At 35.4% G+C, this 17521-nt stretch carries 12 protein-coding genes and 1 pseudogene; 2 read left to right on the top strand and 11 right to left on the bottom strand.

Features of this window, described 5'->3' with window-relative positions; translation table 11 throughout:
• Positions 1 to 120 precede the first annotated feature (120 nt).
• The 8 genes and pseudogenes from BN863_RS04620 to BN863_RS04585 form a co-directional block, all read right to left on the bottom strand.
• The gene (locus tag BN863_RS04620) at positions 121 to 1866 is read right to left on the bottom strand and encodes an efflux RND transporter periplasmic adaptor subunit (protein ID WP_038527988.1); all 1746 of its coding nucleotides are present in this window, start codon (positions 1864 to 1866) and stop codon (positions 121 to 123) included.
• Positions 1863 to 2348, bottom strand: coding sequence for a DUF305 domain-containing protein (locus BN863_RS04615; RefSeq protein ID WP_038527985.1), 486 nt, complete (start codon positions 2346 to 2348; stop codon positions 1863 to 1865). The genes BN863_RS04620 and BN863_RS04615 overlap by 4 nt, the downstream gene beginning before the upstream one ends.
• Positions 2349 to 2366: 18 nt before the next feature.
• Positions 2367 to 5471: a heavy metal translocating P-type ATPase gene (locus BN863_RS04610; RefSeq protein WP_148304563.1), complete on the bottom strand. Its 3105-nt coding sequence runs from the start codon at positions 5469 to 5471 to the stop codon at positions 2367 to 2369.
• A 68-nt stretch (positions 5472 to 5539) separates the two neighbouring features.
• Positions 5540 to 6103, bottom strand: coding sequence for a helix-turn-helix domain-containing protein (locus BN863_RS04605; RefSeq protein ID WP_038527982.1), 564 nt, complete (start codon positions 6101 to 6103; stop codon positions 5540 to 5542).
• A 94-nt stretch (positions 6104 to 6197) separates the two neighbouring features.
• A complete protein-coding gene (locus BN863_RS17905) occupies positions 6198 to 6734 on the bottom strand; it encodes a DUF3347 domain-containing protein (protein WP_051774486.1) in 537 nt (178 codons plus the stop codon).
• A gap of 25 nt (positions 6735 to 6759) precedes the next feature.
• Positions 6760 to 7998 carry a TolC family protein gene (locus BN863_RS04595; protein ID WP_148304562.1) on the bottom strand — a complete coding sequence of 413 codons (1239 nt, stop codon included), beginning with the start codon at positions 7996 to 7998 and terminating at the stop codon, positions 6760 to 6762.
• A 5-nt stretch (positions 7999 to 8003) separates the two neighbouring features.
• Positions 8004 to 11751: pseudogene (locus BN863_RS04590) on the bottom strand (efflux RND transporter permease subunit).
• 94 nt (positions 11752 to 11845) lie between these two features.
• A complete protein-coding gene (locus tag BN863_RS04585; RefSeq protein WP_038527979.1) occupies positions 11846 to 12262 on the bottom strand; it encodes an HYC_CC_PP family protein in 417 nt (138 codons plus the stop codon).
• 145 nt (positions 12263 to 12407) lie between these two features.
• Here BN863_RS04585 and BN863_RS04580 point away from each other — a divergent pair, with 145 nt between their 5' ends.
• Positions 12408 to 12863, top strand: a complete 456-nt coding sequence (locus BN863_RS04580; protein WP_038527977.1) for a hypothetical protein — start codon at positions 12408 to 12410, stop codon at positions 12861 to 12863.
• 88 nt (positions 12864 to 12951) lie between these two features.
• Positions 12952 to 13758: an HAD family hydrolase gene (locus BN863_RS04575; RefSeq protein ID WP_038527975.1), complete on the top strand. Its 807-nt coding sequence runs from the start codon at positions 12952 to 12954 to the stop codon at positions 13756 to 13758.
• Positions 13759 to 13797: 39 nt separating this feature from the next.
• On the opposite strand, the gene BN863_RS04570 is transcribed toward BN863_RS04575, so the two are convergent.
• From BN863_RS04570 to dnaB, 3 genes are all read right to left on the bottom strand, one after another.
• Positions 13798 to 14220: a secondary thiamine-phosphate synthase enzyme YjbQ gene (locus BN863_RS04570; protein WP_038527973.1), complete on the bottom strand. Its 423-nt coding sequence runs from the start codon at positions 14218 to 14220 to the stop codon at positions 13798 to 13800.
• A gap of 129 nt (positions 14221 to 14349) precedes the next feature.
• Positions 14350 to 15534: a hypothetical protein gene (locus BN863_RS04565; protein ID WP_038527971.1), complete on the bottom strand. Its 1185-nt coding sequence runs from the start codon at positions 15532 to 15534 to the stop codon at positions 14350 to 14352.
• A gap of 334 nt (positions 15535 to 15868) precedes the next feature.
• Complete coding sequence (gene dnaB, locus BN863_RS04560) at positions 15869 to 17413, bottom strand: replicative DNA helicase (protein ID WP_038527968.1); 1545 nt, start codon at positions 17411 to 17413, stop codon at positions 15869 to 15871.
• Positions 17414 to 17521 lie beyond the last annotated feature (108 nt).

Raw genomic sequence — 17521 nt, 5'->3', positions numbered from 1 at the left:
AATTAACATTTAATTACGAAACACTCCACATATAGACTCGTTTTTTTGTGTTAAAGTATTTAATTATTCTCACTAAATAATCATAAATTCTATCATAACCCAAATTAACAGTCTTTTTTACTATAGTATTTTGTCATTTTCACCACAACCTAACATTGCAGCACCATAATACGGATTCAAGATCTCTTCTGATAAACTTAGCCAATATCCACCTTTGTTTGTATTTGCCATGGGACAAAACTGAACATAAACTTGTATGGGAACACCATATTTTTCAATCAACTGAATTAAATCTAAAGAGATTGTAGAAAATTGTGAACGAAAAGATTTTAAGTTATCTTCATTTTGAATAGTTACTAAATCTGTTTTCATCTGTTCTGAAATTGTTTTCCAATCCTTCATCATTTTTGGATGATTTGAAATAGACTCCGTTGTTATTGTGTTTAACCGCGCTAAAAGCAAATCTGCTTGTAATTTAGCCGATTTTAAATCACTGTCTACCAATTGATCTTTTAAATTTAGATACAAATACAATACCGACTCAAGTTCTTTCTGAAACACTTCTGGTACATCTTTAAATTTTTCTGAAGTCATTGATTTTGTTTCAATAACAGCTGCAGTGGTTTTAGAAGTTTCATTTGTATTCATCATAGATGCTTTACCTTTTAATTGTGCTGCTGCATCTACAGTAAAAGTACCATGAGTAACAATAACATCTCCAACATCTACCCCATCTAATACCTCGTAAGTATCGCCTTGTTTTGTCCCTAAATCTATTTCGCGCATTTCAAAAACAGGTTCATCTACATTAGCTTTTAAATAGACTACAGAACGTTTTCCTGTCCACATGACTGCCGAAGCCGGAATGGTTAATTTATTTGTGTTTATTGTTTGCATGCGTATAATTGCACCCTCTACAAACATACCGGGTTTAAACAAATGATCTGAATTATTTAAAACAGCTCGTACTGTAACCGTTCTTGTCGATGCGTTTAAAATAGGATCGATAAATGTAATTTTAGATGTAATAATGCGATTTGGATACGCTTTTGCTGAAATGGCTACGGTTTGCCCCACTTGTAATGCGGAAATCTGATTTTCGTAAGCATCAAATTCTGCCCATACCGTATTTAAATTAGCGACTTTAAAGATGGCTTTGCCGTCCATTACATGATCACCTTCTTTTGCTGAAATTTCGGAAACAGTTCCCGATACATGCGAATAGATTTGAAATGGGTTAATTACTGTTCCAGATGTTTCGATAGCATTTAATTGTGCATCATGAATCATCCAGTTTTTAAATTTATTACGAACCGCTTTATATAATTCGGGTTGAGACCCCTTCATCTTATACGCCGTAATTAATTCCTGTTGCGCACTAAGTAACGCTGGAGAATATATTTTAGCAACCAATTGACCTTTATTAACCTTTTGACCAACAGAGGTAACATATAGTTTTTCAATACGACCATTAAAATGAGCTGGCTGAATAAATATCTCATCATCATTCACCTGAATTGTTCCTGACAATTGTAATTGGATATCGTCAGAACTAGCTTCACCAATAGTTGTAGTCTCAATATTTGCCAAAGCCATAGCATGTTTAGTCAGCTTAAATTGCTGAGCTGTTAATCCATCGCTATCTATAGCTATAGGAATAAGTGCCATACCACAAATGGGGCAACTTCCGGCTTCATCTCTCACAATTTGAGGATGCATGGAACAAGTCCATTTTTCTGAACTTTCGCCAATTTCATGATTATGAGATTCTGTCAGAATTTGAGATTCTGTATGTCCAAAAAACACGAATCCCAAGCCCAAACCAACCACTAATGCCAATCCGATATAAATTATATTTTTATTCATTTTTCATGTTGTTCTAAACGCTTAATCATAAGCTTCATCTCTTCAATTTCTTTCCTTTGTGCTTCTATAATATCTTCTGCTAATCTCTTCACTTCCGGATCTTTAATATCTGCTCTTTCACTCGTGAGAATTGCTATAGAATGATGCGGAATCATCGCTTTTAACCATAATACATCTCCAACAATTGGAGCTTGAGAACGTACTAACCCGAGTGCTCCAAAAAACAGAACAATGCTTCCCGCTATTATGGCTATATTCTTCTTTTTATTTTGATACATGTTTCGCATCGCCACAAACATGATAATAGCCATGGTTGAAATTCCTAGACACGTCATGTAAAAACGTGTTAAACTAAAATAGACATGATCAATTGTATACGTATTTAAATACATAGTGACATACATGGCTAAAAATGAAGCACCAAGCATAATAAAAAATCGTGTGTAATTATTCTTATTTGAATGATTTTTTGAATGTTTCATAGGGTTTATTTTAATTGATTAATCTATACGCTTTGTTCGTAATCGCAGCGCATTGGCGATTACCGAAACCGAGCTAAAGCTCATGGCTAAAGCCGCAATCATTGGCGATAATAATAATCCGAAAACCGGATATAAAATCCCAGCAGCTATAGGCACACCTACGCTATTATATATTAAAGCGAAGAATAAATTCTGCTTAATATTTTTCATCACATTTTCACTTAATGTTCTCGCTTTTACAATACCATGCAAATCGCCTTTTACTAAGGTGATTTCTGCACTTTCTATAGCCACATCGGTTCCTGTTCCCATGGCAATCCCAACATCACTTTTCGCCAATGCAGGTACATCATTTACACCATCGCCAGCCATAGCTACAATCTTGCCTTCGGCTTGTAAACGTTCTACCTCACTTAATTTATCTTGAGGCAACATACTGCCCTTAAAATGAGACAGACCTAATGCATCTGCAACCGCACGTGCTGTATCCTCATTATCTCCAGACAACATGATAACATCTATCCCTGCATCTTGTAGTGCTTTAATGGCTTGTTTACTTGTTGGTTTTATTTTATCTGAAATAACAACATAACCTACAGCCGCATGATCTACCGATACATACGATACTGTTTTACCTTGTTTTTGAGCCTTTACTACTTCATCTTCTAAAACTTCAGATACAGACGATTTATTTGTTTGCATCAGTTTAGCGTTTCCTAGAGCAATAGATTTACCGTCTATAATTCCAGTAACACCCTGACCAGAAATGGCATTAAAATCGGTGACTTTCAAAAGTTCTACAGATTTCGATTTTGCGTATTTTACAGTGGCTTCTGCTAACGGATGCTCACTAAGCGTATTTAAAGACGCGATATATTGTAATACCTTAGAATCGTCTATCGATTTAGACACACTTGCTACAGATTCCACAGAAGGCTTCCCTTCTGTAATGGTTCCTGTTTTATCTATAATTAATGTATCTACAGTATTTAAACGTTCTAACGCTTCAGCATTCTTAATTAACACACCATTTTGAGCACCTTTACCAATCCCAACCATAACCGACATGGGTGTAGCTAAACCTAAAGCACACGGACATGCAATAATTAACACCGCAATAGCATTAACAAACGCAAATGCATATTTAGGGTCTGGACCAAAAGCTACCCATATAATAAAAGTTAGTATTGAAATCCCCACAACCACAGGTACAAAATACCCCGATATTTTATCGGCTAATTTCTGAATCGGTGCTTGACTGCGGCTGGCTTTATTTACCATCTCGATGATTTGAGACAGTAAAGTATCGTTACCTACTTTTTCGGCAGTCATAATAAATGATTGATTACCATTTATGGTTCCAGAATTCACTTGATCTCCTACCCGTTTTGTAACAGGAATGGGTTCTCCTGTAATCATTGCTTCATCTACAGCACTTTCACCCTCTTGAATTCGTCCATCTACAGGAATTTTTCCACCTGGTTTTACACGTAGTAAATCTCCTAATTTTATTTCATCAATAGCAACAACTTCATCTTTTCCATTTACAACGCGTGTCGCTTCATTGGGAGCTAATTTTAATAATTCTTTTATAGCATCGTTAGTTTTACTATGCGCTCTTGCTTCTAAAACTTGCCCCATTAATACTAAGGTTAATATCACTGTTGCGGCTTCAAAATACACATGAACAGTTCCTGCTTCAGTTTTAAACTGATCCGGAATAACATCAGGAAACAGCATACCAAACACACTAAATAACCAAGCAACCCCAGCTCCTATTCCAATTAGGGTAAACATATTTAAATTCCAGGTTTTTACACTTTTATACGCGCGTTCAAAAAACATCCAAGTAGCATAAAACACCACAGGAATGGATAATGCAAACTGTATCCAATTCCACATTTTTAAAGGTAAAATAGTGTATAATGGATTATTTGGAATCATTTCGGACATCGCTATAATAAAAATAGGAAGTGTAAATGCCGTAGCTAATTTTAGCTTTTTAAGAAGTCTATTATATGTTTGTTCTTCTGCAGAAGCTTCCGGTTCCATAGGCACTAAATCCATACCGCAAATATCACAATCTCCAGGTTTATCGGAGATGACTTCTGGATGCATAGGACACGTATATTGTGTTTTAGACGGCGTTAAACTTTGCTCCTTAACCAAATCCATTCCACAAACAGGGCAATCTCCATGTTGATTATAAGTTTTATCGCCTTCGCAGTGCATCGGACAATAATATGTGCCTGCACCTGTGTCTTTAACTTTTTTAGTTGGCAATTGATGTTGTGGCGTTCCTAACGGATGAATAGTATACGTATCTCCATCGGCTTGTAATGCCTTTTGAAACGTTTCTATTGGAATCAAATCTTCAGATACAATAGTCGCTTCAGATTTCTCTAAATCTACCGATACCTGCTTCACGCCTTCAACTTTATTTAAAATTGTTTCTACATGATCACGACAACCATTACACGTCATCCCGTGAACATAGAATGTTTGAGATTTAGTTTCAGAACCAGGTTTTGAACCACAACATTCTGCCGGTTTAGCTTCGAATTTTTCATCTTCAGAATCTAAATTTTCAGCAGTTGAAGAATCTGGCAAGGATACTATACTATAACGTCCGCCATCGGCTTGTAATGCCTTTTGAAACGTTGCTATCGGAATCAAATCTTCAGATACAATAGTCGCTTCAGATTTCTCTAAATCCACCAACGCCTGCTTCACGCCTTCAACTTTATTTAAAATTGTTTCTACATGACCTCGACAACCATTACACGTCATCCCGTGAACATGGAATGTTTGAGATTTAGTTTCAGAACCAGGTTTTGAACCACAACATCCTGCAGGTATAGCTTCGAATTTTTCATCTTCAGAATCTAAATTTTCAGCAGTTGAAGAATCTGGTAAGGATGCTATACTATAACGTCCGCCATCGACTTGTAATGCCTTTTGAAACGTTGCTATCGGAATCAAATCTTCAGATACAATAATCGCTTCAGATTTCTCTAAATCTACTGACGCCTGCTTCACACCTTCAACTTTAGAAAGCGCTTGTTCTACATGACTACGACAGCCATTACATGTCATTCCCGATATGCTATATATATGTTTCATTGTCTTTTGTCTTGACTATAAAATTACCACTTAAACACCAACTCCAATTACATTATTATGGACAATACTTATATAATTTTGTCGATTGTTTTCCTATTCCATTCCTGTAATGTCTTGTAATCGCTCATTGACATACCGGTGACACTTTTAAACTGATTTGCCAAATGGCTACTACTTGTATATTTTAAATAATCTGCTATTTCCGCAAATTGTAATTGCCCCAATTGCAGTAACTCTTTAACCTTTTCAATTTTTAATTGAATCACATATTTCTCGATAGTAATTCCCATACGTTTACTAAACAACTTGCTTAAAACCGAATACTCCTTTGGAATGTTCTGTGTCAATAACTCTGATGTTTTAATTTGTAATTGCTCTGGAGTGTTTAGACTTTCAATAATTATAGTTTTAATCTGTTCTATAAGTACATCATCTTCGCTCTCTATCAATTCAAAACCTGTCTGTTTAAGTTTTTCTTTTAAAACAGCATAGGTTTCATAATCTACTTGTTCTACAACAACGTCACCCAAATTTAATGTATACACATGTACATTTAAAGATAACAGCAACTGATCGACTGATGCTTTACAGCGATCGCAAACCATATTTTTTATATAAAGATGTTGTTTCATTATGTCTATATTTGTGTATTATTTGTAATTGACCCATGCACTGAATCGACTAAAATTTAGAGTGATTTCAGCTTGATTTTTTCAAGTGAACGGCTTATTGTAAAGTCTCTTGCACCAATCCGCAATGCAACATTTTATCTCCGTAATACGGGTTATTAATTTCTTTCTCTACGGCGAACCAATTTGCTCCATCTTTTAAAGCCATCGGACAGTGTTGCTCGTATATTTCACCAGAAGATAAATTTGCTACCAATACCGGTTTAAGTAAAGTTGTTAAATCTGAAAATTGCTCACGTTGTTTAGCGATATCAGATTCTGAAGCTATCGCTGATGCTAAGGCTTTAATTTCTGAATTTTCGGTAGTGTTAGCAATGAGTTCAGCTCCATTTTTAGCAGCAACAGCATCGGTATTCACCAACGCATCTTTTAATTTTATATAATTTTGAAAAGTGGCAGTAACGTTCGCAGCTTTAAATTTTGGCTTTGCCTGAACTACTTCTACTGTATTTTCTTTTGACGACTCTACTGCAGTCTCTACAGATTTTTCCTTTGTTTCATTTTTACAAGACACAACCGAAATTAAAGCGATTCCTAATACGGTTGCATTGATGATGTGTTTTACGTTTTTCATAATTTAAAAGTGATATAGATTTGATTTATTGTGTTAAATAATTGATTATTGTTTGTTGTTGATAATACGATTTTATTGCAGTAATACGACTTACTTCATACTTCAATTGAAGCTCTTGAATATCTAATACATCATTAAAATCGATGATACCTGTTTCGTAACTTTTTAATAGAATATCCTGAGCGTATTTTGCTTGTTCTAAATTTTTAGTCTGTGTATTAAAACTAATTTTTGCTGCAGTCCTATTTTTTTCTGCTGTATCTAATAAAGCTATCAGATTATTTCTTTTCTCTGCTTTTTGTGCGCGATACGTTTCTTTTTGAATCTTATTTTGAACGCTTTGAGATTTATATTTTGAATTAAAAACAGGAATAGACACCGATAACATAGGCATTAAAACGTCCTTTCCGTTATCGACAACAGGCTCCGGCCGTTTTTCTATAGCAATGTAATCTAACCCAAATCCTATCATTGGTGCACGTGCTTTAGCTAATAATTGGTCGGATTGTTCTACAGATTCATACAGCTTGTCATACTGTAATAATTCTGGATGTAAATCAGTAATTTCTACAGTATCTAAACTTTCATAATCAGGAATTTTCAAGTCGGAAGTCACAGTAACACCTACCGTTTTCTCACGATTTAAATCCATATTAATGTCTGTTTGTATTGCGAGATACTCTTGTTGTAAAATAGAAATCTGTTCTTTAATATCGTTTGCTCGCATCTCCAATTTTAAAACATCTACAGCATTGGCCTGACCAACTTCAATACTAGTTAATGCTAACGTTTTATAATGATCTAAAAGCTCTTTTTGGGATATCATTATCTCTTGGGTTGATTGATTAGCCCACAATTCGTAATAGTTCTGAGAAATAGACATTACCAACTGACGTTGGGCAATGGCAATGCTTTCATATTCCGCATCTGCTAGTGCCGTTGCATAATTCTCGCGTGCTGTAATAGATCCAAACCAAGGCAACATTTGATTTACCGAAACCTTAAACTTTTGAGGCCCTGTTCGCGTTTCTGGTTCACTTACAAAATATCCCAATCCAAATTCTGTATTCGGTAACTCGTTTACTTCATTTACTTGTTCTGAAGCTATTTGATATTGTAAATCGGCTTTATTTATACTTGGATTATCCTGTAACCCCAACTGAATTAACGTCTGTAAATCTTGAGCAACTACCGTTGGAATAATCCCCATAAAACAACACCAAACAATACCGAATGCAACACTATGTTTTATTTTAATTTTCATACGTTTTATTCTATTTTTTTTTGATTTCTCTTCCACATAAATTCTTGTTTCCAACTGTATAACACTGGTACAATAAAATAAGATGTAATATCTATAATCATACCTCCAAAAACGGGAATGGACATGGGGATCATAATATCACTTCCGCGTCCCGTTGACGTTAACACTGGCAACAATGCTAATATTGTGGTGGCTGTAGTCATTAAACACGGACGAATACGTTTCTCTGCTGCCTGTATCGCAGCCTTACGAATGCTTTGAATGTCTTGAGGTTTTTCTTTATTGAATGTCTGAGTTAAATAGGTTGCCATAACAACACCATCATCTGTAGCAATACCAAATAGCGCAATAAAACCAACCCAAACAGCCACACTCAAATTGATGGGATGCATTTGAAATAAATGACGCAGATTTTCGCCAAATACACTAAAGTTAAAAAACCAATCTTGCCCATATAACCACATCATGATAAATCCGCCAGCAAATGCAACCGAAATCCCTGTGAATACCATTAGTGACGTTGAAATCGATTTGAACTGAAAATATAAAATTAGGAGAATGATTGCTAAGGCTAACGGCACCACGACACTTAACGTTTTTTCTGCTCGTAATTGGTTTTCATAAGTTCCTGTAAATTGATACGTAATCCCTTTTGGAATAATTAAATCTCCGCTTTCAACTTTATCTTGTATGTGTTTTTGCGCAGTTTCTACAACATTAACCTCAGCAAAACCATCTTGTTTATCGAACAGAACATAACCAACCAAAAATGTATCTTCACTTTTAATAACTTGTGGCCCTTGCTCGTAACGAATGCTAGCCAATTCACTTAAAGGTACGGGGCTTCCTTGGGCAACAGGAATATAAATATCATTTAAATCGTCTGGACTTGAACGTAATTCTCGTGGATAGCGCACTCGAACGCCGTAACGCTCACGCCCTTCAATAGTTTGAGTCAGTACCATACCACCAACGGCAACCTTTAATTCGTTTTGTACTGTTTCTATAGAAATACCGTATCGCCCTAATTTTTCGCGATCAATATCAATTAACACATATGGTTTTCCAACAATACGATCGGCAAAAACAGCTTCTTGTTTTACACCTTCAGAGGTTTTAAGAATATCTTCAAGAGCTTTTCCAAAAGCTTCAATTTGTTTTAAATCCTGCCCTTTAATTTTAATACCCATTGGTGCTCGCATTCCTGTTTGCAACATCACCAAACGGGTTTCTATAGGTTGTAATTTAGGTGCAGATGTAACTCCTGGAAGATTCGTTTTTGAAATAATTGCTGTCCAAATATCGTCGGCCGATTTAATTTCTGGTCGCCAGTTTCTATAAAATTCACCCTCATCATCAGCTATCAATTGATTTGCTTCAACGCTTAATTGTGTTGATAGTATCGCTCCTGAATCTATTGGTTCTTCAGCTGAGTCTTCATGATTAATATTCTTTATTAAACGACCATCTTTTAGCATAAAATAACCAGATTCATTAACTTGATAACGCTGAAGTTTACCGGCTGTATTCAACATATATTCGGGTTTATATTGAATAATATTTTCATACATCGATAAAGGCGCAGGGTCTAAAGCCGATTCGGTACGACCAGCCTTTCCAACAACGGTTTCAATTTCTGGAATACTTGCCACCGCCATATCTAATTGTTGTAAAACACGTTTATTTTCTGCGACACCTGCATGTGGCATAGACGTTGGCATCAGTAAAAAAGAACCTTCATTTAAAGATGGCATAAACTCTTTCCCGGTATTTCATAATTAAAAATCCAAACACCACAATTGTTGTTGGAATTAATAAAAACATGACTTTATTGCGCAATGCCCAATGTAATATCTGTGTATAATAACGTCTAAACACCGAGAAAAAACCAAGTAATCCGAAACAAATTACAGACACAAAAATTAGGTTGATAAATAAACTCCTAGACACGCCTAAAGGTCGCCAGTATTCGGCTAATAAAAAGACAATCGTGGTGGCTACTACTATACTGTTAATGGTATTTATTCGTGTGTCAGGCCACTTAAATTTCAGTTTTAAAAATCCTATAATTCCAAAAGCTAAAAGTATCAATCCGATTAAGAATCCAGTAAATACGGCCCATAACCCTAACCCGATTAGTATCACATTCAGGACTAAAGTTAATTGCTTTTTAATGTTTCTTTTTCTAAATAAAAATGCAGCGAATGGCGGAATTAAAAACAGAGCTACCATAACAGAAGCAACTAAAGCCATGGTTTTTGTGAATGCTAACGGACGAAACAGTTTCCCTTCCGCACCAATCATTGTAAATACTGGTAAAAAACTAATTATTGTTGTGGCAACTGCCGTAAGCAATGCGCCAGAAATTTCTGAAGTCGCATTATAAACCACTTCATTTATGGGCGTATCATCTGTATCTTCATCAAGATGTCGTATAATATTTTCGGCTAAAATTACCCCAACATCAACCATAGTTCCTATAGCAATTGCGATTCCAGAAAGCGCAACAATATTTGCGCTAACATCAAAATACTTCATCGCTATAAAAACCATTAATACCGCTACAGGAAGTAAACCTGAAATTAAGATAGACGCCCTTAAATTAAACACCATAACAACGATAACTAATATGGTAATCAGAATTTCTAGGGTAAGGGCTTCATCTAGCGTATTTAAAGTTTCTTTAATAAGAATTGTTCTGTCGTAAAATGGCACGACTGTAAGCTGAGAAACAGTACCATCTGCCAATACTTTTGTTGGCAAACCGTTATGCATTTCAGCAATTTTCTGCTTCACATTTGTAATCACTTCCATAGGGTTTGCACCATAACGTGCCACAACTACACCTCCAACCACTTCGGCACCTTCTTTATCTAAAATACCACGCCTCGCTTCTGGGCCTAAAACCACATGCGCGATATCTTTTATGCGAATAGATTTAAAATCTTGAGACGTTACTACGGCATTTTCTATATCTGAAATTGATTTTACATACCCTAAACCACGCACTAAATACTCAGCTTGATTAATTTCTAAAGTCTGAGCACCGATATCTTGATTTGTGCCTTTTATGGCTTTTACTACATTTTGAAGCGAAATATTATATTGCCTCATCAATTCAGGATTTACATCAACCTGATATTCCTGAACATAACCTCCTATAGAAGCTACTTCAGAAACACCACTTGCCGAGGACAATCCATACTTTACAAAGTAATCTTGAATACTTCGTAACTCCTGAAGGTTCCATCCGCCGGTAACGTTTCCATTTTTATCTCGTCCTTCTAAAGTATACCAAAAAATCTGACCTAAACCTGTGGCATCTGGTCCTAAAGCCGGTTTTACATCTGTCGGTAATAAACCGCTTGGCAAAGCATTTAGTTTCTCAAGAATGCGACTTCTACTCCAGTAAAACTCAATGTCTTCTTCAAAAATGATATAAATACTAGACACTCCAAACATAGACGAACTTCTGATGGTTTTAACACCAGGAATACCGAGTAAAGTTGCTGTTAGCGGATAAGTAATTTGGTCTTCAATATCTTGAGGCGAGCGCCCATCCCATTTGGTAAAGATAATTTGTTGATTTTCTCCAATATCAGGAATCGCATCTACTGCCACGGGATTGCTAGGCAGAATGCCGGTATCCCAACCAAAAGGCGAGTTTATAATACCCCAACTTACAAATAGAGCGAGCATTAAAACCGCTACAAATTTATGTTCTATTAAAAATTTTATGCTTTTATTCAGCATGATATCTGTATAAACAATTAAACATAGAAAATTGAACAGCATAAGGCCGTTCTGCTAAAACCATACGTTTTAACGTGTTTAAAGTTTAAAAAAATCAGATTAAGAAGGTCTCGAAATCCACTTGAAAATCGGATACGAGTATGGGTGGACGGTAGTCCTGAAAAGGAATAATTTCCTTAGGTAATGTTTCGAATAATAAGGTTTGATAAACGTAAGCAAATGCAGTTACAAATAACTGATGATCTAATGATAATTGACTAGGTGATAATTTTAATTCATCTTGTCCGCTAACCACCAATTTTTGATATGTACAACAGCCCGACTTCGTGATTGATGATTCTAAAGGCAAGTTCTGCATACTCTCCATGCCACAAGTAGCTGCATCTGTATTTAAAGCCACATCTACCAAAGTATCTCCACAATAATGCATATCTACACTAAAAGACAAGGTAGACATTAAGACCACAAAGGCCATAAAAATTGCTGTTATATTGTGAAAAATGGTTTTCATTCGAATACAAAATTAGTCATTTTAATTTAAACTAAATTTAAGCCGATACTTTTTCTATAGATTATTACAAAAGGTCAACTGATTTTACATATTTTAATGGTGTAGAATATTATCAATACTATTTCCTGCTAACCTAAGCGATTACATGAGTCTCATCTTTATTCTAATTTTAGCCATTCCGAGTTTTTTCATCTCCAAATGGAGTTTAAAAAAGCTAGATATAGGCACGAGTAAAAACCGCAAATACATTGCCTTATTTCCTACTTTTAATTTAAGTCCGTTGTTTTATATAGCTTTTATATTAATTTGGATGGCATCATCGTCCTATTATCCTACGCATGAATTTAACAAATTGCAATGGGAGGCCAATAGCGAAGAACGCTACACCATGTCTCAAAATCTTATTGAGAGTGAGATGCTTATTGGCAAATCTAAATCGGAGGTTTCAGATGTATTAGGTTCAGATTTTTATGTTTATAACGAAAATCATATTTCTTACAACCTCGGTTTTCTTCCAGGTTTATTTAATATAGACCCAGATGTGCTAGACATTTACTTTAAGTATGGAAAGGTGGTTCGCGTGTCTCAGCACGAGAGTTAACTGATTTTCATATGAGTCAAAAATAACGCTCACTTAACACCTCAACGCCATTAATTACTGTATTTTTGGCACTTGAAAAATATGCACTATGGAATTATCTCAAGTTAAATTAGTAGTCACCGATATGGATGGTACCTTACTGAATTCTAAAGGGCAAGTAAGCTCAAGTTTTTATAGTTTATTTCGTGAATTACAAGCCAATAATATTCAATTTATTGCAGCAAGTGGCCGACAATATTTTAGTATGGTTGAAAAATTAGACGCTATTAAAAACGATATTACTATAATAGCTGAAAATGGAGGAATTACCAGACGTGGAGACCAAGAATTGGCAAAGATGCTACTTTCTAAAGATAAAATTGACAGCATATTACCGCTTCTAAGAACAATAGACAAAACGTTTATTGTACTATGCGGAAAAAACAAAGCGTATATTGAAACTGACGATATACATTTTCCTAAACTTTTAAGTGAATATTATACCGAATTTAATACCGTTTCCGACCTTAGTGAAGTGACAGACGATGAATTTCTAAAAATTGCAATTTACCATACAGACAGTTCTGAAGATTATATTTACCCAATAGTGAAACATTTAGAAGATCAACTTCAGATTAAAGTCTCCGGACAAAATTGGTTAGACATTTCTCATCATGACGCCAATAAAGGTTTTGCTCTAAAACAAGTGCAAGAAGAATTTGGGATTTCTGAAAATGAAACCATGGTTTTTGGAGATTATAACAACGATTTAGAAATGCTTAATCGTTCGTATTTTAGTTATGCCATGGCAAATGCTCACCCAAATGTAAAAAAAGCAGCGCGTTTTGCCACAAAAAGCAATGACGAACTTGGTGTTGAAACTATTCTAGAGCAACTTATTGCCGCTAAAAAATAAGATTCAAGCATAGATATTCGGCATCTATTCTATAGCAGATTAAGTCCCAAAAGCAGTCAATACAATACGTCTTGAACCTCCATAATCTCGATGCTCGCATAAATAGATTCCTTGCCAAGTTCCTAAATTTAGGCGACCATTAGTAATTGGAACTTGTACACTTGCACCCATTAATGAGGACTTAATATGTGCTGGCATATCGTCTGCACCTTCATAGGTATGAATATAATACGGTTGATTTTCGGGAACCATCACATTAATATGACTTTCAAAATCGGTACGTACCGATGGGTCTGCATTTTCATTAATAGTTAAACTCGCCGATGTATGTTTTATAAACACCTGAAGCATGCCCACATTTATATGTTTTAACTCTGGGAATTCGGTAACAATAGTGTCGGTAATAATATGAAAACCGCGTTTGTAAGGTTTTAAAGTGATTTCTTTTTGATACGTTTTCATCATTGAAATTTATATTGAAAAATTCACGAGATTTAAAATGAAGAGCTTTTATACGGTTTACTTCTTCCTACTTTTAGTCAGCCCTATATAAACACATTAAACATCAAAAAAAGCTTAAACGACAACAAATTACGTTTTCTGTTTCTTCTTCTTAGCAGCCGGAAATAACACATTATTAAGGATTAACCTGTAACCCGGCGACGTGGGATGTAGCTCTAATTCGGTTTTAGGGTCTCCTACTTTATGCGTATAGTCTTCTGGATCATGCCCGCCATAAAATGTAAAAAAACCTTTTCCTTTTATACCATGAATATATTTTGCTTCACCATTACTTTTATTTTCTCCTAACACCAAAACATTCGATTTAATTTCATCTCGCGTAAACGAAGTGGTTTGCCCCATAAATCCTTTTACCAAAGCCGTATGGTTCTGGCATAACATGGTTGGAACAGGATCCCATTTTGCCGAGAAATCCATTAATGAAAAATAATCTGCTTCTTTAAAAATACGCCGTTTAGGCGTCATATCTATTGATGAAAACTCATATACTTTAGGATTACGCTCTAGGGTAAAATCTGTAAACGCAAAGGTTTTGGAATAATCTATCTGTTTCTGATAATCGGGATCACTAGCATCGCCATCAAACATGGCTTCACATATATCTACACCTTCGGCAGATAGAGCAATATCGAAAGAATCGGTGGCACTACACATGGCAAACATAAAACCACCACCAACAACATAATCTCTAATCTTTAGAGCAACTGCTAACTTCTCTTCAGAGACTTTATTATACCCTAAACGTGCCGCTAAAGCTTCGGCTTCTTTTTTATCTTCTATATACCAGGCAGTAGTTTTAAAACTATTATAAAATTTTCCAAACTGTCCTGTAAAATCCTCATGATGCAAATGCAGCCAATCGTAAAGTAATAAATTATCGTTTAAAACATCTTCGTCGTATACGGTTGTATAAGGAATCTCTGCGTATGTTAACACCATAGTTACCGCATCATCCCAAGGTAATTTACCTTTAGGTGTGTACACTGCTATTTTAGGTGCTTTTTCTAACACGACGGACTCCATATTCTGACTCGGACTTTCCACTAACTCTAGAATGCTTTCAGCTTTTTCATTTGATATCACCTCGAAAGACACACCACGAATCTGACATTCTTTTTGAATAGCATCTGTATCTGGCAACAAGAATGAACCACCACGATAATTTAACAACCACTTTACTTTTAATTGTTTATCGAGCGTCCAAAAGGTAATTCCATATGCTTTTAAATGGTTTTTTTGTCCCTCAGAATCCATAGGAATGAGAACATAAGATGCAAAAGCTTTTGCTGAAAGGCATAGAAATAAGAAAACAAATAGGATGTGTTTCAAAATATTTACAGACTGAAAATTGAATTTGAAAGATACTTAATTTTTGATGTGGTTTAAAACACTTTATAAAAAGATTGGTATTAATGTTTTATTAATCTTAACCTGATTTCTCTATTGCTATTAATCTTAATCCATTTCACATTTATATAAAATTGAGATTACTAACAACTAGTTAAATAGAACATAATCAAAAACAAAAACCACGAAACACCTTTTGCAGAGATTTCGTGGTTTATGTTAACATATTTATTTTTTGAGATTAGAACGGTACGTCGTTATCATCGTCTTCATTCATCGCACTACCAAAGGCATCAGTTGGTGTTGGGAAACTATTTCCTGATGCAAACCCTGAGTCTTCATTTGGATTGGTATTCATTTTACTATGGAATTCGTATGGCGAATCGAAATCGTCTAAGTTGTCGAACTTCCCTAAGTGTCCTAAGAACTTCAGACGGATATTTTCTAAACCACCATTCCTATGTTTCGCAATAATAAATTCGGCTTGTCCTTCGGTTGGAGAACGCTCGTCATCATCCCATTCTTCAATTTTATAGTATTCCGGACGATAAATAAACGATACAATATCGGCATCTTGCTCAATCGCACCAGATTCACGAAGGTCAGAAAGTAACGGCCGTTTAGAACCTCCACGTGTTTCAACCGCACGCGATAACTGAGACAGTGCAATTACAGGCACCATTAATTCTTTTGCTAAAGCCTTTAAGTTTCGAGAAATCATCGAGATCTCTTGTTCACGGTTTCCACCATGGCTTGGTCCACCTGTCATTAACTGCAAGTAGTCAATCATGATTAATTTAATACCGTGTTGCGACGATAAACGTCTGGCTTTTGCACGTAAATCGAATATAGAAAGTGAAGGCGTATCATCTATAAAAAGCGGGGCTTTTTCAAGTCCTTTTACTTTTACATTTAACTGTTCCCACTCGTGTTTTTCTAATTTTCCTGTTCTTAATTTCTCTGAAGATAATCCCGTTTCAGACGAAATTAAACGCATAATTAACTGTACAGATGCCATCTCTAAAGAGAAAAAGGCCACTGGTATATTTTGGTCTACGGCAATGTTACGCGCCATGGATAAGGTTAATGCTGTTTTTCCCATCCCTGGACGAGCAGCCACAATAATTAAATCGGAAGGTTGCCATCCCGAAGTTAATTTATCCAGTTTATCGAATCCGGTAGGAATACCACTTAATCCTTCTTTATTAGATATTTCTTCAATTTTTTTCTTGGCTTGAATTACCAAATCTTGAGCAGTTTCACTCGATTTTTTAATGTTCCCTTGGGTAACTTCGTATAATTTGGTTTCGGCCGCATCTAATAAATCGAAAACATCTTTGGTTTCATCGTAAGCTTCTTCAATAATTTCTGAAGAAATCTTGATTAAACTACGCTGAATAAATTTCTGAAGAATAATACGTGCATGAAACTCGATATGTGCCGAAGACGACACTTTTTGAGTTAATGAAATCAGGTAAAAATCGCCACCTGCTGCATCTAGCTTGCCATTCTTCTTTAATTGTGTAGAAACGGTTAATAAGTCAATCGGTTCACTATTTTCAAACAACTGAAATATAGCGTCAAATATGTGTCTATGCGAATCTTTGTAGAATGCATCGGAGCTTAAGATGTCGATAACTTCATCCACACCTTTTTTATCAATCATCATCGCACCCAACACAACCTCTTCTAAATCAGTAGCTTGTGGCGGAATTTTACCACGTTCTAAATTGATTAAAGTACTTTTATCGACTTTGTAGCCTTGTAATTGATTGGGTTGTTTCATAACTGCGAAAGTAACTAAAATGGTGCTATTATAATATGATTTTTAAGTCTTGATGTTAACCTTTCTTCAACATTCTAACTGTTAACAACTTATAAAAATTGTTAATAA

This window comes from Formosa agariphila KMM 3901, assembly GCF_000723205.1.
Taxonomy (GTDB): Bacteria; Bacteroidota; Bacteroidia; order Flavobacteriales; family Flavobacteriaceae; genus Formosa; species Formosa agariphila.
The sequence above is the reverse complement of the archived record's forward strand: the minus strand, read 5'-3'. Positions and strand labels throughout refer to the sequence as shown.